Annotated in this window: 16 protein-coding genes; 3 read left to right on the forward strand and 13 right to left on the reverse strand. The window is 44.5% G+C overall.

Features of this window, described 5'->3' with window-relative positions; all coding sequences use genetic code 11:
- The first annotated feature begins 150 nt into the window (after window positions 1-150).
- Together RMY16_RS30525 and RMY16_RS30530 are read left to right on the forward strand one after the other, a co-directional pair.
- Window positions 151-822 (forward strand): LuxR C-terminal-related transcriptional regulator, encoded by a 672-nt coding sequence (locus RMY16_RS30525; RefSeq protein ID WP_322739505.1) that lies wholly within the window; start codon window positions 151-153, stop codon window positions 820-822.
- An 833-nt stretch (window positions 823-1655) separates the two neighbouring features.
- The gene (locus tag RMY16_RS30530; RefSeq protein ID WP_322739506.1) at window positions 1656-2333 is read left to right on the forward strand and encodes a hypothetical protein; all 678 of its coding nucleotides are present in this window, start codon (window positions 1656-1658) and stop codon (window positions 2331-2333) included.
- Between the two features lie 105 nt (window positions 2334-2438).
- Here the strand turns inward: RMY16_RS30530 and RMY16_RS30535 are convergent, their stop codons facing one another.
- The 8 genes from RMY16_RS30535 to RMY16_RS30570 all read right to left on the reverse strand — a co-directional run bounded on the left by RMY16_RS30535 (window position 2439) and on the right by RMY16_RS30570 (window position 11928).
- Window positions 2439-3950 carry a BamA/TamA family outer membrane protein gene (locus RMY16_RS30535; protein ID WP_322739507.1) on the reverse strand — a complete coding sequence of 504 codons (1512 nt, stop codon included), beginning with the start codon at window positions 3948-3950 and terminating at the stop codon, window positions 2439-2441.
- A 522-nt stretch (window positions 3951-4472) separates the two neighbouring features.
- The gene (locus tag RMY16_RS30540) at window positions 4473-6446 is read right to left on the reverse strand and encodes a response regulator (protein WP_322739508.1); all 1974 of its coding nucleotides are present in this window, start codon (window positions 6444-6446) and stop codon (window positions 4473-4475) included.
- Window positions 6439-8586, reverse strand: a complete 2148-nt coding sequence (locus RMY16_RS30545; protein WP_322739509.1) for an ATP-binding protein — start codon at window positions 8584-8586, stop codon at window positions 6439-6441. Before RMY16_RS30545 ends, RMY16_RS30540 begins: the two co-directional genes overlap by 8 nt.
- The gene (locus RMY16_RS30550) at window positions 8583-9590 is read right to left on the reverse strand and encodes an ATP-binding SpoIIE family protein phosphatase (protein ID WP_322739510.1); all 1008 of its coding nucleotides are present in this window, start codon (window positions 9588-9590) and stop codon (window positions 8583-8585) included. Before RMY16_RS30550 ends, RMY16_RS30545 begins: the two co-directional genes overlap by 4 nt.
- 1 nt (window position 9591) lies before the next feature.
- Complete coding sequence (locus tag RMY16_RS30555; RefSeq protein WP_322739511.1) at window positions 9592-9990, reverse strand: anti-sigma regulatory factor; 399 nt, start codon at window positions 9988-9990, stop codon at window positions 9592-9594.
- Complete coding sequence (locus tag RMY16_RS30560) at window positions 9977-10390, reverse strand: STAS domain-containing protein (protein WP_322668351.1); 414 nt, start codon at window positions 10388-10390, stop codon at window positions 9977-9979. The genes RMY16_RS30555 and RMY16_RS30560 overlap by 14 nt, the downstream gene beginning before the upstream one ends.
- A gap of 13 nt (window positions 10391-10403) precedes the next feature.
- On the reverse strand, window positions 10404-11282 hold the full coding sequence (locus tag RMY16_RS30565; RefSeq protein WP_322739512.1) for an STAS domain-containing protein: 879 nt from the start codon (window positions 11280-11282) through the stop codon (window positions 10404-10406).
- Between the two features lie 208 nt (window positions 11283-11490).
- Window positions 11491-11928 (reverse strand): YidH family protein, encoded by a 438-nt coding sequence (locus RMY16_RS30570; protein ID WP_322739513.1) that lies wholly within the window; start codon window positions 11926-11928, stop codon window positions 11491-11493.
- A gap of 203 nt (window positions 11929-12131) precedes the next feature.
- Between RMY16_RS30570 and msrA the strand changes: the two genes are divergently transcribed.
- Complete coding sequence (msrA, locus tag RMY16_RS30575; protein WP_322739514.1) at window positions 12132-12800, forward strand: peptide-methionine (S)-S-oxide reductase MsrA; 669 nt, start codon at window positions 12132-12134, stop codon at window positions 12798-12800.
- Window positions 12801-12960: 160 nt separating this feature from the next.
- Here the strand turns inward: msrA and RMY16_RS30580 are convergent, their stop codons facing one another.
- From RMY16_RS30580 to RMY16_RS30600, 5 genes are all read right to left on the reverse strand, one after another.
- Window positions 12961-14154, reverse strand: a complete 1194-nt coding sequence (locus RMY16_RS30580; protein ID WP_322739515.1) for a serine/threonine-protein kinase — start codon at window positions 14152-14154, stop codon at window positions 12961-12963.
- A gap of 241 nt (window positions 14155-14395) precedes the next feature.
- Window positions 14396-15457 carry a dTDP-glucose 4,6-dehydratase gene (rfbB, locus tag RMY16_RS30585; RefSeq protein ID WP_322739516.1) on the reverse strand — a complete coding sequence of 354 codons (1062 nt, stop codon included), beginning with the start codon at window positions 15455-15457 and terminating at the stop codon, window positions 14396-14398.
- Window positions 15458-15518: 61 nt separating this feature from the next.
- The gene (locus RMY16_RS30590) at window positions 15519-16514 is read right to left on the reverse strand and encodes a glycosyltransferase (RefSeq protein WP_322739517.1); all 996 of its coding nucleotides are present in this window, start codon (window positions 16512-16514) and stop codon (window positions 15519-15521) included.
- 95 nt (window positions 16515-16609) lie between these two features.
- On the reverse strand, window positions 16610-17311 hold the full coding sequence (locus RMY16_RS30595; protein WP_322739518.1) for a DUF6391 domain-containing protein: 702 nt from the start codon (window positions 17309-17311) through the stop codon (window positions 16610-16612).
- Window positions 17312-17727: 416 nt separating this feature from the next.
- Window positions 17728-17991: a helix-turn-helix domain-containing protein gene (locus RMY16_RS30600; protein ID WP_292870113.1), complete on the reverse strand. Its 264-nt coding sequence runs from the start codon at window positions 17989-17991 to the stop codon at window positions 17728-17730.
- Window positions 17992-18028: the final 37 nt, after the last annotated feature.

Raw genomic sequence — 18028 nt, forward strand, 5'->3', positions numbered from 1 at the left:
TCATAAGCAGCCCGGAAAAGTTCCTGAGCAGAGAGTTGTGTAACTGTCATGTGCTTCTCCTAGTCGCTACTGTAATTAGCGTTTTAGTTTCCTTGGTATTAGCATAGAAGTAATTGTTGAGGCTTGGATAGTCCCCAACTGGGTACACTTATGGCTAATTCTCTACACGCTGTATTTCAGGCGATCGCTAATGTCCAAAATGAGCAAGAGTTAAGACTCGCTCTCACGGATAAAATTAGCGAGCATTTTGGCGTGCAAAATTGGGGTATTTATCTCCTTGATGAGCAGCCAACCACTGAGATTAATGTTCCAGGCATTCCAGCAGTATGCTTAGAGAGCAATCCAGTGGGGCGCTACGTGGTTGAGCGTCATGCTCCCGCCCACGAACAGTTATTATTATCGCCAGGAGACTGGAAGCATTTTTGTTCGCGTTCCGATCACGAACACGTGATGACCGGGCCAATTGTTTGTGATGGTCGTCTTGTCGGAACGCTTAACTTGACACGTGACAAGGGAAATCCTGCCTTTAATGGTAACGATTTAGCTGACTTGAGCGCTTTATGTATTCATCTGTCAGCAAAAATGGCAACCCTACGGACAAAACCCAAAATATCCAATTCCCTTTTAGTTAGTCCTTTAACAGCGCGTGAGTTAGAAATTGCCGATTTGGTGGCACAGGGGTTAACGAATGCGGAAATTGGAGAAAAACTTTGGATTACGCAAAATTCCGTCAAGCAAGCTTTAAAGAGGATGTTTCGGAAGTTGAAGGTTTCGGCGCGTGCAGAAATGGTGGCAAAGCTACAAGATATACAAGTTTCTTGAAGGGGGCAGGAGTATTGGTGTCAACTTAAGCTTAAACGCTTATACCACAGGCATTTTACCCCACCCCCAACCCCTCCCCTTGCTAACTATGCGTTACCCACATCTTTCTTTACAATCTTGAAACCCATGTTCTATAACCGTCTTAGACACTGAGAATTTAGACATACTTGACAAATTTGCTTTTAATCTTCTCGCTAAAACTGCGTTTTTATTGAGAATGAACAACGAACAAATCAGGGTTATAAAAACCTGAGTCAAGACTCTTGCAAATGTTAAGAAAGATCCGGGTAATGGATAGCCTTGCTAAGGGGAGGGGCGGTTTTGGCTTTAGACAAAACCGGGGTGGGGTGACGCGGTGAGTAACTGTAAGTGAATGAACTTAATGTCACGTCTTGATAAGGGTTTCACGTTAAGTTGACACTTATGGGGGCAGGGCTTTCTGCGTAGATTCGGGAATTAGAACTATTAGCTGGACATGATATGAAAACTTTAATTCTGGGTATAAAATCCAGTTTTAAAAGAAGAATTGTATTGAGTAGAGTGTAGCGAGATACAATTCTTCTTACTTTAATTTCATGCTTTTAAAGGTGGCTTACTCGTGCCTTCTGCCTCCTGCCCCCTGCCCCCTGCCTTCTGCCTTCTGTTATAAAGACTCTAACTGATGGTAATCTAAGATTGTAGAACCAAATCCAATAAAAACTTTTGTTTTTGACAGTTTTCTTTTTTGGACAATAGTAATATAAGTCGTGAATAAAGTCTTTGACAATTAAGACTTGATTATGATTTAAGTAAGTTCTAGAGAACTTAGTTAGTTTTTTAACAGGAGAAGTAGGGTGCTTAACAACCTTCATCAGTTATTATCTCCCCGAAAGTGGGGAATTCCCCTCGCGGGCTTAGGCTTACTTCTCGGTTTGGGCTTTTTAGCCAAGCAGACTCAAGTAATATCATTTACAGATTCTCGATTATCATCGGCTCAGATTCAGAAAACCTCCGAGAACTCTCTTTTGTCGCAGCTGAGAAAAGTTCGAGAGCAGAGAAGTCAACTGAATGCGGCTTCTGGAGGCGATAAAACAGTACCTACAATCACAGCAATGGTTCCAGGCGATCAGGGAACTACAAAAAGTGCAAGAGTTTTACCAAAAGCAAGTTTTCCTGTAAAAGATGGGATTTACCTCTATGGCCAATCCCCAAAACCAAACCAGCTTGGTCAAGGTTATATCATCTTTCAAAAGCAGCAGAATAAGGTAACGGGTGCTTTGTATATGCCCCAATCAGAGTTTAATTGTTTTCAGGGTACAATCAACCCATCAGGAGAGTTGGCGATGACGGTTAATAGTTCGTCAAATGAAGCCAGTTCTGCACAATCGAATCAGGTAGCTACAAGCAATAGACTGCCCAAGGTTGGTGAGGATGAGTCAAATTCTTATGCTTACTCCCTGGCTCTGCAAGACTTTTATCGGTTAAATTCGATCGCAGCGAGCGATCGCCGCACGTTACAAATGTGTAAGTAATCTCCAATATCTTAAATTATGTCCTTTTGGACTAGACACACTCAAGCAGCCCTGAGTGTGTTATTAAGCAATCCTCAGTACTTTTCTAGGGCTTTCCGCTACCCGTTAAAATCGCTGACCTGTAGTAACTTCAAATCTAAGTTCTCCTCGGTCGCTAATTCCTAAATCACCTCGAATTAGCCCAAAGGATGACTTGACGCGCAATCCTAAGCCGTAACCAAAACCACTTCCGGGTTTATCTCGTAGCACTCCTGGTTCTCCTAGCACGGTTTCGCTAGACCCGAAATCTGAGGCGAAGTCAGTAAAAAGAACTCCTCCGATTGAGTAAGAAATTGGGAAACGATATTCCACAGAAGCTAAACCATAAATCTGACCACTGGCAACTTTTCCATAACCGTAACCCCGAACAGAATCTAGCCCACCAATATTAAAAGCATCAGCTGGTGGAAAGTTTCCAAAAATCGTACCAATTTGGAAATTAATCGCCAACATTTCTGGATTGTCAGTTGGTCTACCATTACCGATCCAACTGACTGGTAAATACTGAATATAATCTCCCTGTAGGCGGTTGCTAGAAATATTACCCAGTCCAATCGGAATTGCTTGTTCTGTGCTGAGAGTGAGAATCGATCCTTGAGTCGGATTTTCTCGACGATCGCGTTGATCTCTGGATACAGAAAATAATACTGTATATAAGTCATCAATGCCAGTACCACTGACAGATAAAGGACTCCCTAATCTATCGACCTGTGCGACATTATATTCGCGATCGCGTAGGCTAATTCTGGTATAATTCAAACTTATAGCTGCATCCCACTCATCAAAAGATCGTAAAACTCCTACAGAACCGCCAAACCTTCCCTCGCGTACTTTGTCACCGTTAGACAATCTGATATCTTCATTGAAGGTTCCCGATATATTACGATTACGAAAAGCTCTGATGCTGTAGCCTAAGCGGTTTGGTTCTTGAGGACGATAACGACTAGTAAACTGACCATTAAATTGGACATCTTTACCGCTGATTTGCACAGTTGTATCTAATTTATCGTTAAGACCGCTGATATTTTCATCTTTATAACCTAACCGACCGAATAATCCAACATCTTCGTTACTACCGCCTCCTAAGATTAGAGAAGGGAAGTCACGCTCTTTAATTTCATAGATGAGATTAACGCTGTTGGCATCTTCTTGGCGATAAACATTGACTTCATTAAATGACTCTAATCTCCGCAATCGTTGCAAGTCTGCTTTTAGTAAATCTTCACGAAATACCTCACCAGGTTTGAGTTTCAGCAGACCAATGATAAACTCTTTTTGGGTACGTCCTTTGATCGGCTGACCTTTGTCATCGAGCAATTGATCTTTGTTATTAACAAAACGAATCTGGATGTCTTTGACAATTCTCTGAGAAAACTCGGTAGACTGGTTATCTACAGGAGTTAATCCGATATAGTCACCATATTTTGCATACTCTGCCTCTATCTGTAATGTAGGTTTTGTTGTCACAATACTACTAGTGCTATCTTCAGTAGAAGATTGCGAGTCTGCAACGGCCTCTAGATTTTCTCCAGCTATTAAGATGACTGCGATCGCAACTAAAGCTATTTGAATACGCATTTCGATTTATTCTTAGTTTGTAGGAAATAACGAGAAAAATGTCTGAAAGTACTGATACACATAGCTTACAGCTATTTTAGTTAAAATAGCCTAAAATGCTTGCTGCATAAGGTTTCAAGGATTTCTGATCTTATTTCCTGATATCATGTCCGCATAATTAGTTATGATTCCCACAGTCATTGCACCCCACACGCCAGATGCTCCACTTGGGGAGACCCCAAGACCGCACTAGCTCCCCTTAATCCCCTCCCCGCAAGCCTACGGTGTACACACAAGTCTGGAGTCGTTTACGAATCTGGTTTTTACCCCACCCTAACCCTCCCCTTGCAAAGGGGAGGGAATTAGATTTCCGGCTTCCCCCCTTGGCAAGGGGGGATTGAGGGGGGTAATTCGACTTGTGTGTACACCGTAGCCCCGCAAGCGGGGAGGGGAGACAAAGCGTAGCTTTGGCGGGGTGGGGTTCTTCGGGTTTGATAAGTAATCAAGCGGACATGATATGACAACTCTATTAAAGTCAGCTTGCTAGACCGTTACTATAGTCAAAATAGCCTGTATTAATACTTCTAGCTCAATTGGTTTAGAAATATGCTGTTGAAATCCGGCGGCTAGTGCTTGTTGTTGATTAATTTCTCCTGCATAAGCAGTTAGGGCGATCGCTGGGATTTCTCCGCCTTGATCGGGTGACTGGTTTCTAATTTGACGAATTAGTGTGTAGCCATCCATATCGGGCATACCAATATCACTGATTAACAAATCAAATTTTGCTCGTCCCAAATTATTCAGAGCATCATGTGCTGAGTCCGCTTCAGTCACTTGTGCCCCGTACTGTTCTAGCACAAAGGCAATGAACTCCCGCGAATCTTTATCATCGTCTACAAGCAGCGTTTGCAATCCATTGAGATTAAAGTCTGAGCGATCGTAATCGGCTGTATTAACTTGATTCAATTTTGAAGCAGCGATCAGTGGCAGTTTGACTGTAAATACTGCTCCTTGGTCTTCTCCAGGACTGGCTGCGTGAACGGTTCCGCCGTGCAATTCAACCAAATGACGCACGATTGCTAATCCTAACCCTAACCCGCCAAATTTTCGCGTCGTTGTCCCATCGGCTTGGCGGAAGTAGTCAAAGACGTAGGGCAGAAAGTCACCAGAGATGCCCCTACCAGTGTCGCTGACAGTGATTTGAGTATATTCCACAGGATGAGTATCAACTTCATCCTCGATCGTTTCTAACCGCACCTCTACTCGACCACCCTGTGAGGTAAATTTAATCGCGTTAGAAAGTAGATTCCAAACAACTTGTTGCAGGCGACCAGAATCACCCAACACTTGCCCAACATTCGGTTCAAATATTGTTTGAATTTGAATGGATTTAGCTTCAGCAGCGAGCCGCACAGTTTCAAGAGCGGCTTTGATGGTAAAAGTTAGACTAACTGGAACTGTGTTTAAATTTAACTTACCTTGGAGAATGCGCGACACATCGAGCAAATCTTCGATTAGTTGTGCTTGCAGTTTTGCGTTGCGCTCGATGGTTTCGAGGGCGTACTGAGTTTTAGCTGCGTCTTGGTGACTCTTTTGGAGAATCCTGGCCCAACCCAGAATTGGATTCAAGGGCGATCGCAATTCATGAGACAGCACTGCCAAAAACTCATCTTTGATGCGGTTGGCTTGCTGCGCTTGTTCAGTCTGTTGCTGCAAAGAAATCATCAGTTGATTGAGGCGATCATTTTGCTCTTTCAGCAATGCTTCTGCCCGCTTACGTTCGGTGATATCTGACAGAATAAAAACGGCGCCTGTAAGATTCCCATCCCCATCAAGTACCGGGTCAATGGTTTTGGCAAACCACCGTTCTTGAGACTGAAATTCGAGGACTTGCCGTTGGTGGGTTTCTTTCGCACGGCGAAAGCAAACGCCATCGCCGATTCCCAATTCTGCGCTCATCAACTCATGGTGGGCATAACCTAAAATTTCGTGGGAGGACTTGTTAAAAAGCTGCATCATCGCTCGATTACAGCGTATAATTATCCCTTCTCGGTCTACCAGAGAAACGCCGTCGTTGATGGAGTCAAAGGTGGTTTGCCACTCCCGCGCTGAGGACAAAGCAGCTTCCTCCGCCCGGCGAATTCGCAGCAGCGATCGCAAAGTGGCGAGCAGTTCAATTGGTTCAACAGGTTGCACCAGATAAGCATCGGCACCGCTGTCCAAGCCTTCTGCTTTATCCTGGCTTTGGACAAAACTTGCAGAAAGGTGTAGCACAGGGATAAAAGCCGTTTCCGGGTTTGCCTTAATTTGACGACAGACTTCAAAGCCGTTGATATCTGGTAATTGAACATCTAAAATTACTAAGTCAGGCTGAAAGTTAGCAACAGCTTCTAATCCTGTCGTTCCACTTGCCGCTTCCACCACAGTAAAGCCTGCATTTTGCAAAATACGGGTAACAACGTAACGATTGGCTTCGTTATCGTCAACATGCAGGATCGTAACTCGTGGCTCAGACATGACTTTTCCCTGAAACCTCTAGAACAAGCCCAGCTTTGACGAGCGCATCTTGAAGTTGAGCGATCGCCGTGGTTTGAGAGCCTGTTTCTTTAGAAACAATGGCTACGCTTTGCGCCGCTAATCGGCTTTGCGCTTCTGCATCCAGTTGAGCAGATGAGTGAATAATCACAGGAATCGACTGAGTGACGGAATTGTTTTTAAGTTGCTTGAGTACATCAAACCCGCCGATCTCTGGCATCTCCAAGTCCAGCATGATGGCGTTTGGCTGCTCTTTTTGTGCCAAATTTAATCCTTCTTTTCCATTTGCGGCTTCTAAAATGCTCAAAGGTGTATTTATTAACAACTGTTTCACCAGATACCGATAGCTGGGGTCATCGTCAATTAACAAGACTTTTTGCGGCTTGTTCTCAGTAATTAGCCTATTAAGTTTGTTCAACAGCGGCAATCTGTCTACCGGCTTAATTAGGAAACCGTTTGCTCCTAGCGCCAGTGCTTGCTTTTCGTTATCAACGATGGTAATAACGAGTACAGGGATAGTGCGGGTACTTTCATCTCCTTTGATTTCTCGCAAGAACGTCCAGCCGTTTTGCCCCTCCAGCAGAATATCTAGCATAATCGCTGCTGGCCGAAGTTTTTCTAAGGCAAGCCTTGCCTGAGCTAAGGTGCGGGTAGGAATCAATTGATAGATTGATTGTTGAAGGTGCTTTTCGTAAATAAATAGGGTTTCTGGATGATCTTCAACCACCAGAATGGGCAGGCGAGTTGGCTCAACTAATGTGATTGGTTGCAGTACGGTGAATTCGGTGGCATCTGGGTAGACAATGGGAATCAAGGCTGTAAAGGTAGTGCCTTCACCCAGCTGACTTTTCACCGAAATGCTGCCCCCGAGTAGCTCCGCTAGCTTGCGCGATAACGGCAATCCTAACCCGGTTCCCTTCACCTGCTTTTGCAGAGGAGACTCAATTTGCATAAAATCCTCAAAAATCCGCTCTTGATCGCCGGGAGCAATGCCGATGCCTGTATCAGATACGGAGAAGGTGATGCTATGACCAGTTTGCACAGCGCTGACGCGCACCTCTCCCCGCTCGGTAAATTTGAGGGCATTCGAGACAAAGTTTCTGAGAATTTGAGCAATTTTGCCCTCATCGCTATAGAGCGATGGAATGCCTTCAGGTTCTTCGACAATCAGCGTCACAGAGGAACCTTGAACCAATAATGGGCGCAGCATCCCCCGCAGCGTGGCAAACAATTCACTAACTTCAAAGGAACTGGGACGCACTTCAATTTTTCCAGCTTCCACCTTTGCCAAATCTAGCAAATCATTGACCAGTTCTGATAATCCGTTCGCCGCCTTTTGGATGAATGTCACCTGTTTTTCTTGCTCGACAGTTAAATCGCCATCCATCCGGGCTAGCAGCATCCGAGAGAGGGACAAAATCGAGTTGAGCGGTGTGCGAAACTCGTGACTCATGTTCGACAGAAAGCGGGTTTTTAACTCGTTTACCTGTTGCAGAGAGCTGGCTTTCTCATCCAGTTCTGCATAGAGGGCAACCACACCGCGATTAGTATCTTCCAATTCCTGATTGAGTTGGCTCAGTTCTTCCTCGCGCTTGCGTAGCTCTGCCATTGCCCGGAGTAATTCCTGGTTTTGCTGCTGAATTTCTTGATAGGGATTTTCAGGCGATCGCCCAATTACGGTTTCTCGAATCTGCTGCAATTGCGAATCAGTGAAAGTAGGTGTGCGCTTCGACAACCTTTTGCCAATTGTTACCGTTGTTCCCTCTCCCGGCAGCGATTCAATCTCAAATAAATCCATCAACCTGCGCGTGCCTACGATCCCTAGCCCCGCTCCCGTATCAGAGGTGTAGCGTCCTGCCAAAACGTCTGCTAAATGAGGAATGCCCTCACCCCGATCTTGAATCTGAATCAGAAACGCTTGCGGCTCTCCCGCCACAGAAAATTCAACTGTTCCGTCTTGGGCATATTGAAACGCGTTGCGGGCAATTTCGGAAACTGCGGTTGCCAATCGCGCCCGATCTTGAGCATCAAAGCCCAACTGCTCGGCAATCTCACGAGTTCGTTGCCGAGCTTGCACAACATCCTGTTCGTACTGGATGGCGATCGTGAAAATCCTTGTCATCTGCCCATTCCTTTCGCAACTAACACTGTCACATCGTCCCGCTCTCGGTTAAAGTCTCGGTATAGCACACCTGCAATCAGGCTGGGATGTTTTTGCATTAAGCCTGGATAGCGATCCATCTGCCACTTAGCGCCTAATCCGTCAGAATGCATAATTAAAACTCCGTTGGCATACCAGGGATAGCTAAACTCTTGAATTTTGCGGATTTCATGTCCGACCGTGCCATTGTGAGATAGCAGATGGCGATGCTCAGTAAAGGAGAAAATGCTAGCAGCGATGTTGCCAATTCCAGCAAAGCGGACAGACTGTTGGTCAAAGTCGATTTCGGCAATGGCGAGTGCTGCTCCTCGGGTACTTCGCAGGGCGGCGTGGGCGGCTTCGATGATCGCCCCAGGAGAACGATGAAGATGTTCTTGAAACATTCTCACGGCTGCGGAAGCAGCAGAAGCCGCGGCAGGCCCATGTCCTAAACCATCAGCTACTAACAACAGGCTACGACAACTCTCGACTTCCGATGCCCAGGTATCTCCTGAAACCTCTTCTCCTTGTTTGGGCAAACAGATCGCTCCAATTTCTAAAAACTTTTCAGGCAAATGGCGGGCTGGGTCTGACCAGAGGTGAGCCAAAAGCGCTGTTCCTTGGTTGGGAACGGAGTAAATTTCCAATAAACCAGAAAGGCGACGAATTGCACCCATACCATTGCCCAAGGTTCCGGCTGTGGAAAAGCCATCTTGCAAACACTCATCCACATCGACCATTCCCCGTCCTTTATCTAGCGATAAGATTTCGATGCCAATTCTGGAATTTTGCTTGAGCGATCGCAGCAACACAACTCCGCCGTGGGCGTGCTGTAGCAGATTGCTCGCAATTTCTGTCACCACAATCCCAATCTTGCCCCGTTCCGTTTCCTGAAAACCCAGCCGAGTTCCTAAAGCCATCGCCGCCCGTCTGACTTCCCCAGTCTGGCTAGATTCAGTAATTGTAACAGCGACAGATTCTTTCATTTTATTTCCATCGTACAATTATTATCCGTGTTCCTTCTCCCACCACAGACTGAATCTCAAACTCGCTGGCAAGTCGTTTGGCACCACCCAGCCCCATACCTAAGCCGTTGCCCGTGGTGAACCCATCCTTTAGGGCCAGTTCGATATCGGAAATTCCCGGTCCTTGATCTTCAAAGGTCAGCCGGAGTCCTCGTCGTCGTCCTTCTTGAAGCGTTTCTAGCTTGACTGTGCCGCCCCCTCCGTAGTCTAAGGTATTGCGGGCTAACTCACTGGCGGCGGTGATAATTTTAGTTTGGTCTACTAAGCCAAAGCCAATTTCCACGGCCAACTGGCGCACAGACTGCCGAACTAAAACTACATCTGTAGAAGATTGAATATCGATGGTTTCAGTCTTCTCCATCGTCATCTGCACGCCATTTAGTGCTAGTGATTTGATTTGTGGTTTCATTGAGTGACGATCGCAACAATGCCATACCTTTTTCAACGTTTAAGGCAGTGCGAATCCCCATCAGCGACATCCCCAATTCCACTAGGGTGATTGCCACAGCAGGCTGCATCCCGACGACAACTGTCTCAGCATCTAGCACCCGTGATATTCTGGCAATGTTGGCTAAAACTCTCCCAATGAAAGAATCAACAATCTCTAATCCCGAAATATCGATCAGGACACCGTGAGGGTGAGTTTGAGTGATGCGGTTGGTCAGGTCTTCTTGTAGCGTCATGGCGAGGCGATCGTGCATATCTACCTGGATTGTCACAAGTAGAAAATTGCCCATTTTGAGTATAGGAATGTGTTCCATTACTTCCTTCCAGCTATTTGGATTGAGAGCGGGCAATGGTCGTTCCCAACCGTTTTAGCGCCGTCAGAAAGGCATCGGCTAAGGTTGCTTTCGTGACTACATTTGTCAAATCAATGCCAAGATAGACGATTGTTTGGGCAATTTGCGGACGAATGCCACTGATCATACAATCAGCTCCCATGAGACGGGCGGCAGTAACAGTCTTGAGCAGATGTTGGGCAGTCAGAGTATCGACAGTGGGAACCCCGGTAATGTCAATGATCGCAACTTCGGAACTGGTTTCGACAATTTTTTGCAATAACGATTCCATCATCATTTGAGTCCGGGCACTATCCAGGGTACCGATTATCGGCAATGCCAAAATTCCCTCCCAGAGTTTAACGACGGGGGTAGACAACTCCATCAACTCTTCCTGCTGCCGCAAAATCACCTCTTCCCGCGTCTTTTGATAGACTTCAACGGTCAGCAATCCTAGCTGATCTAGTAAGTTTGTAGCTAACCAGATATTTTCACCCAACTCAATGGGGTCTTTTAATTGCTGGCGCATTCGGTTGAACAGGGGTTGCTTGAACGAAAAGACGAATGTAGCCGTTTCTGAGGGTGTAAAACCATTTTGCGATCGCGATCGAGAAATGCTGTTGAGCATCTCCCGCATCTCCTGCCACGCCGCCGCCTGAATATTGGTAAACTTGTCTTGCCCAACAGCAATCCGCAACAAACTCAGGAATTCCCGGCACTCTTCCTTTAGCTGGGCTTCTTTTATCAAGCCTCTGCGAATATTGACAATGGCTAGTTCCTGAGTCCACTCCGACAGCAAGTCTGCCTCGAAGGTTTCCAATATTTCTGCTATCTTACTTTCGCTCATCGTTTCTTTGAAGGCAACCGCTTTCATTAGTTCAAAATCAGTGTATGACGATTCAGCGCAAGGTGAAAGCGATGATTACAAAAAGCCTAAAAGCTAGATATCAAGTGCGATAAATTGGGCAGATATACAGCGATATCTGGGTTGGGCTACGCCTACCCTAAGATTGATTGAGGATCGGCAAAAAAGTCACAAAAAAATGCGATCGTCTAAAAGTGTATTCTGACTCCTGCGGTACTTAATGCAAACTTCGAGACTGCGGTTGAATGGGAAGCGGAGAACGAGAAGGTACTTTATCACGCCATAAAAGCAAAGGAATACAGAAAAATCCCAAAATAATCACAGCTCCAGTCATGATCCAAACCATTAACCGATTTGGTCTATAGTTCCCTCCTTCAATTTGCCAAAAAACTTGGTTGTATCGCCATGCAGCTAAGGCAATAGTCGAAATTCCAAAAATCACCAAAGCAACACCCAAATTTTCCGAGTTAGATAATGGACTTACCGGAGGTTCTTGTTGAGTAATAGTAATATTCAACTGACGCAGAAATATACCAAATCGCGCAATCACAAAACCAAAGCTAATTAATGCAATAGAAGTGCGTAGCCAAGCCAGAAAGGTACGTTCATTCGCTTGATGCTCCCTTTGACGGTCAATTTTCGGTATTTTATCCATAAGTATCTTCTGAGGCTAAGTTTGCCTTAAAAAGTATTCATAGCATGGACTAACGCCACAAAGGACTTACGCAACTGGCACAATCGCCCTCGGTGCGACGAAAGCGTACCTTCAATATCCATAAGGTCTTAATACTTACAACCCAAGCGATCGCGAGAATCTTTACAATGGTAAATAAGTAAAGATATATATCATCAAAATCAATGGCACTATTCGGATTTGGCAAAAAGGCAGTTATGCCCACACCAGAGGAAGCTTTGTCAGGAAGGGCACAATCTATGTCAGTACCCGCCGCTCATTATGTCAACAAGAATCCCTTAAAACCTCCTTTTCCCGATGGATTAGAGAAGGCAATCTTTGGCTTGGGCTGTTTTTGGGGTGCAGAACGCAAATTCTGGCAACTTAAAGGAGTTTACACCACCGCAGTCGGTTACGCTGCTGGTTTAACACCCAACCCCACTTATGAAGAGGTATGTAGTGGGCGAACCGGTCACAATGAAGTGGTGTTAGTTGTGTTCGATCCCAAAGTGATTAGTTATGCCGAACTGCTCAAAGTCTTTTGGGAAAGCCACAATCCCACCCAAGGGATGCGTCAAGGTAATGATACTGGCACTCAATACCGTTCGGGAATTTATGTATATTCCGAAAATCAAAAGCAGCTAGCAGAAGCATCCCGAGAAGCTTATCAGCAAGCCCTCAACAGCGCAGGTTATGGCAAGATTACTACAGAAATCTTGGATGCGCCGGAATTTTACTACGCTGAAGCTTACCATCAGCAATACCTGGCTAAAAATCCTAATGGGTATTGTGGTTTAGGAGGGACAAATGTATCTTGTCCCGTGGGTGTAGTTGAATCGCAAGTTAGCGGTTAGAAGAAAGCAGGGGGGCAGCACTTCTCTACGAGACGCTGCGCGAACGGCTACGCTCAGTGACCGAGGGGCAGGGGAGCAGCACTTCGGCTACGCTCAGTGACCGAGGGGCAGGGGAGCAGGGGAGAATAAATAATACCAATGCCCAATGCCCAATGCCCCACTAAAATGCAGATTTGAGTAAAGCGATCGCTCGCACCCATAACATAATACTAATCGGCGCTCCAAGTAGAATACCAGCGATCGCCCAGCCTCTCTGATGGGCTTTGAATTGTTCAATACTGCGCCACTGCCTACTTTTCCAAGCCCATTCATTGCCTTTTGCACCGAGTGCGATCGCCATTACCCACCAGGCATTAGGTACAAAACAGAATAGCCCATACCATACCTGATTTGGCCACATCCACAACCAAGGCATCAGAAAAGCGCCCCAATTCCAACCGAGAATTTCTTCTGGGACTGTTTCATTGTGATTATTTATCCCGCATCCAGAATTGTTGATTATTTCTTTTAGTGGCAAAAGCTGATTCTTATTTGGAGATTTGACAGTCAGCCCCGATTTAAGGGCATTCAGCGCAACGCTTGCACTAGTAAATCTTTGTTCGGGAGCGGGTTCTATCAACTTTTGTAGCCAACTGACAAAACTGGGACTGAGGTTAACTCGGTCTGTAAATTGTAGTCGCAAATCCTGCTGGGGTAAATCAGAGGGGGAAGTTCCAGTGAGCAAATGAATCAAAGTTGCTCCCAGTGCATATAAGTCTGAAGCCGCAACAGCTCGACCACCAAATTGTTCCATTGGGGCATAACCATAAGTCCCGACAACGGTAAAAGTAACGCCTTCTCTTGCCGCTTTATCCTGAACTGCGCCAAAATCAACTAAATAAATCCGATTATCATCACCCCAGATTAAATTACTCGGTTTAATATCTCTATGCAACACCCCAGGATTCAACTCATGTAGATAGATGAGAATATTTAAAACTTCAATAGCAATTTTTCTCGCTCGCTTTTCACTAAACCTTTTGCCAACAGCAAGTTTTTCCTTAAGCGACTCACCAGGAATATATTCTTGTATTAAGCCAAACCAGAGAGTGCGATCGTCGATACAAAAATAATCTATATATCGAGGGATGCGGGGATGATTTAGCTGTTTAAGAACTTGTGCTTCCCTCTCAAAAAGTTTCAGGTCATCCCACTGTACAGTACCGCCAAAGGCCAAAAGTTTGACCACAACGATAGAATTTTCGCCATCAGAGGCTTGTAAATCCAATGCTTGCCAAGTTTGGCGAATTCCATTATTGCCAAGTTGGCGCTGGATTTGATAACGATCTTGTAATATTTGTTTTGGTTGCAGCATCTTACACCTGCTGGCAATTTACGCTGATCTGAATTCCCTTATATTTAAGGATAGTCATTATTTAGATAAACTGTGAGAGCATTAGAGGATGTCTGAAAAGTTTTTTTGTATACACTTAACCCTTGGAGTTTTTTTGTTTCCCCCCTTTACAAGGGGGGATTAAGGGGGGTAATAATGTGATTAAAATTACAGCCAACTACTTTTAAAACAACCTCTTAGGTGCAGAATGTGAGTTTGTGGGTTACAAATAATTTTTGTGATAGTAAGCTTGATATTCCGCAGACAGCAGAGGCTCCCACCAATCACGATGATTGAGATACCATTCAACTGTTAAACGTAAACCCTCAGCAATTGTTACTGAAGGCGTCCAACCAAGCTGAGTTTTGATTTTGTTTGCATTAATTGCATATCTCCTGTCATGTCCCTGTCTATCCTTAACAAAAGTAATCAACTGCTTGGCTGGATATACAGGTAAATCAGGTGCTAATTCATCCATCATTTGACATAAAAGTTGCACGAGGTTAATATTTTCCACCTCATTATTGCCACCAATATTGTATGTTTCTCCTGGTTGACCATTATTGATTACCACATCTAAAGCACGGCAATGATCGCCCACATAAAGCCAATCCCGAACATTTTTACCATCACCATAAACAGGTAATGGTTTCCCGATCAAAGTGTTGATACACATCAGGGGAATTAGCTTTTCGGGAAACTGATAAGGCCCGTAATTATTAGAGCAATTTGTGATAATCGTTGGAAGTTGATAAGTATGATAATAAGCACGAACTAAATGATCGCTACCTGCTTTTGAAGCTGAATAGGGACTATTGGGAGCGTAGGGTGTGGTTTCACAAAAAGCTGGGTCATCTGCACCCAGGCTACCGTAGACTTCATCAGTAGAAACGTGTAAGAAACGATAATCAGATGGCTGTGCTTTCGCCTCCCAATGTTTCCGATAAGCTTCCAGCAGCGTGAAAGTTCCGACTACATTAGTTTGCACAAAAGCAGCTGGCCCCAGAATCGAACGATCAACATGAGATTCAGCGGCAAAATGGGCGATGGTATCAATATTTTCCGTTAATAATAGGTTGTCTATGATGGTGCGATCGCAAATATCCCCCTGCACAAACCGAAAATTCTCTCTTCCCTCTACCAGCGCCAAATTCAGACGATTCCCCGCGTATGTAAGCGCATCCAACACCACCACGCGATCGTCTGGATAAACCTGACACCAATGATGCACAAAATTTGCCCCAATAAACCCCGCACCCCCGGTAACTAATAACCGCCGATTCATTCAATTTCCTCTCTTCTTTCTGTGATCTGTGTGCCTCTGCGGTTCGTTTGTATTATTTATATTACTTAAAATATTTTTTCCTCAGCTTCCCATATATCCTCTGAGCGAGTAATTTTGCCATCCGTGTTTTCGTCAAACTCTTAATATTAGATGGCTGCTGAATTTTATGATCAAAAAACTCATTTAACTCATCCAAAATAACTTGGAAACGCTTAATAATATTTTCAGTGCGATGCTCAGCCAAAAATTCTTCAGATAAACTAAAAGTTACTGAAGAATCAATCACCTTCAGAATACGTTGCACATCATATTCTTGAGAATATCCAGCAATTTTATAACAATTAAATCCAGGATCTAAGTAATCAGCTAGTCCACCGTTGACACTAGAAAATACTTGACAACCACAAGCAAGAGCTTCCATTGGTTGTAAACCAAATCCTTCACTAACACGCTGTTGTGCCCAGTACTCAGCCGAATCATAGAGGTAAACCTTAGCTCGGTTGAATAGTCCGGGTAAATCCTCTACATAAGAGTCAACAACCAATACTTTACAACGTTTTTGCAACGTTGGAATCAATTCTTTAATTAAATACTCAGAAGACTTCCGAGCTTGAACTAAAACATCAATATCCCGTTCCAAACCTAAATTTTGAAACTCATCAGAAATTTGATTGGGCAAATAATAAATCAGAGAATTGGGTGATTTTTCTCCCCAATATCCCATTGTATAGCGGCTAACAGTCATGATTGGAATACTTGCAGGTAGCTTAAATCGATAACCTGCACTATGTGCATGATAAACGACATTGTATTGCTTAAGTTTAGCCACGAGTTGAGCTATATCAAATCCCCAACTGATCACAAAAATTACATCATTTAAATTTTGCTCTTTTAGCAAATCATCAATAAAAAGCTTATCTTTTTCCCGTTGGCGGTAAGTTACAACATCAGCACTACAGAAATTCTGAGCTAAATTAAGTGCTTTTAATTCAGCCCAAAGACCACCACAGGCAAATTTGCTATCTGTACCAGGAAGCAAGAAGTAAAGTTTTCTCATAATTTTTTTAGGGGAGTAGGAAGTAGGGAGTGTGGGGAGATGGGGAAGACAAGAGAGAAAATTTTATCTTGTCCCCTTATCTCTTCTTGCTCTCTTCATTCTTGCCAGCCTACTTTAACAAAATGTGCCTCACGCCCCCAAACATCTCGTGTACGGGTAATATTTTCAATTGCTAGGTTAAAAGGAATGGCAGTTGTTAGGTAACGCTGTGCCATAGAACCTAAATCAGGTGCAATTTCCGCGGCTGTCGTTGCTGCTAACCCCAAACCTATAAGTTGCTCGATTGGTCGAAATGGTAGCAATAGATGCACACCGACAGCTAGTCCAGCTGTTAAGAGCATTGCTACTGATAAATTTGTGCCACAACGGGGATGTACAGCCAAATCCCATTCTCCACTGGTGATGCGATGTCGAGCAAGTGTGACTGCACGCCGCAAATCACTAATATTTACCTCACCATAGAGGTAGAATCCCTGCTCAGTAGATAAACCGCCTAATAGTTCATTATCTAGTTGAACGTTAGTGGCTACTCCTGTAGCAGGATAGGCGCTTTTTGATTCGCTAAGAACCCAAACAGTAGCATGTTCTAAAGCATGAACCTGCCGCAGCATCAAGATTTCTTTCAACCCTGGAATAAACGATAGCTGTCTGAGTAAGTCGGCATCTTGTGTGGATTGCGGAAAGTCTGAAGATTGGTCTTCAAGACTGGGAACCCTCTCAGATACAGGTATCGTAAAATCAAAGTTAAAAAATTCAAAGGGAGACGAGCTACCCTGAAAAGAAGCGGAAGTATTCATTGGAACACTACTCCCAAAGCCGATGGGGCAACATAGATTTCCTTCAAATGTAACGCTTGCACCACTGAATTGTTGCTAATTTTTGTAGATGGTTGTTTAGTTAGGGCATGGGGCATAAGAGACAGAGGGGAAAGACTTACTGCAACTTCTCCTCTGCTCCCCTGCTCCCCTGCTCCCCTGCTCCTCCAGCCCCCAATCCCCAGTCAATTTGGAAAGGAATTATGATCTTTTTAGTTTCCGAGTCCGAGGGTCAGCTGGCTCCACTAACATAAACTCCGGCTGAGTGATGGACTCGGAACTTTTGGTAGAGTGTTCACACTGAAAACTTAGGCGTAAGAAGGGGAACAATCAGTAAAACTCAAAATTGGCTTGTAATTTACTAGACCAAAGCAATTAAGCTTCTACTAGTAAATTGCTTATTCAATCTGGTTAGGTAGAGTACAGCAATTGACATCATTCAAACAGACTTTGCCCCACTGTAAAGCCCAGCGGACAAGGGCTACTCGATTATCTGTCTCAGTCTTAGTCAGAATATTACTGATATGGTTATCAACTGTACGCTTGCTAATCTCCAGTTTTGCTGCAATTTCTTGGTTAGTTAAGCCAGCGGCTACTAAGTCGATAATTTGCAGTTCTCTGTCTGACAGACTAACGGGGGTCTCAGACTTGCCACCAGCCATGACTATTTCTATCCTCCCTTGGTATATGTACTTAATC

This window comes from Nostoc sp. DedQUE12b (genome assembly GCF_034530835.1).
Lineage (GTDB): Bacteria > Cyanobacteriota > Cyanobacteriia > Cyanobacteriales > Nostocaceae > Nostoc.

Coding starts and splice junctions, on each gene's coding strand:
- RMY16_RS30525 (WP_322739505.1), top strand. CDS start 151: ATGGCTAATTCTCTACACGCTGTATTTCAGGCGATCGCTAATGTCCAA.
- RMY16_RS30535 (WP_322739507.1), bottom strand. CDS start 3,950: ATGCGTATTCAAATAGCTTTAGTTGCGATCGCAGTCATCTTAATAGCT.
- RMY16_RS30540 (WP_322739508.1), bottom strand. CDS start 6,446: ATGTCTGAGCCACGAGTTACGATCCTGCATGTTGACGATAACGAAGCC.
- RMY16_RS30545 (WP_322739509.1), bottom strand. CDS start 8,586: ATGACAAGGATTTTCACGATCGCCATCCAGTACGAACAGGATGTTGTG.
- RMY16_RS30550 (WP_322739510.1), bottom strand. CDS start 9,590: ATGAAAGAATCTGTCGCTGTTACAATTACTGAATCTAGCCAGACTGGG.
- RMY16_RS30555 (WP_322739511.1), bottom strand. CDS start 9,990: ATGGAGAAGACTGAAACCATCGATATTCAATCTTCTACAGATGTAGTT.
- RMY16_RS30560 (WP_322668351.1), bottom strand. CDS start 10,390: ATGGAACACATTCCTATACTCAAAATGGGCAATTTTCTACTTGTGACA.
- RMY16_RS30565 (WP_322739512.1), bottom strand. CDS start 11,282: ATGAAAGCGGTTGCCTTCAAAGAAACGATGAGCGAAAGTAAGATAGCA.
- RMY16_RS30570 (WP_322739513.1), bottom strand. CDS start 11,928: ATGGATAAAATACCGAAAATTGACCGTCAAAGGGAGCATCAAGCGAAT.
- msrA (WP_322739514.1), top strand. CDS start 12,132: ATGGCACTATTCGGATTTGGCAAAAAGGCAGTTATGCCCACACCAGAG.
- RMY16_RS30580 (WP_322739515.1), bottom strand. CDS start 14,154: ATGCTGCAACCAAAACAAATATTACAAGATCGTTATCAAATCCAGCGC.
- rfbB (WP_322739516.1), bottom strand. CDS start 15,457: ATGAATCGGCGGTTATTAGTTACCGGGGGTGCGGGGTTTATTGGGGCA.
- RMY16_RS30590 (WP_322739517.1), bottom strand. CDS start 16,514: ATGAGAAAACTTTACTTCTTGCTTCCTGGTACAGATAGCAAATTTGCC.
- RMY16_RS30595 (WP_322739518.1), bottom strand. CDS start 17,311: ATGAATACTTCCGCTTCTTTTCAGGGTAGCTCGTCTCCCTTTGAATTT.
- RMY16_RS30600 (WP_292870113.1), bottom strand. CDS start 17,991: ATGGCTGGTGGCAAGTCTGAGACCCCCGTTAGTCTGTCAGACAGAGAA.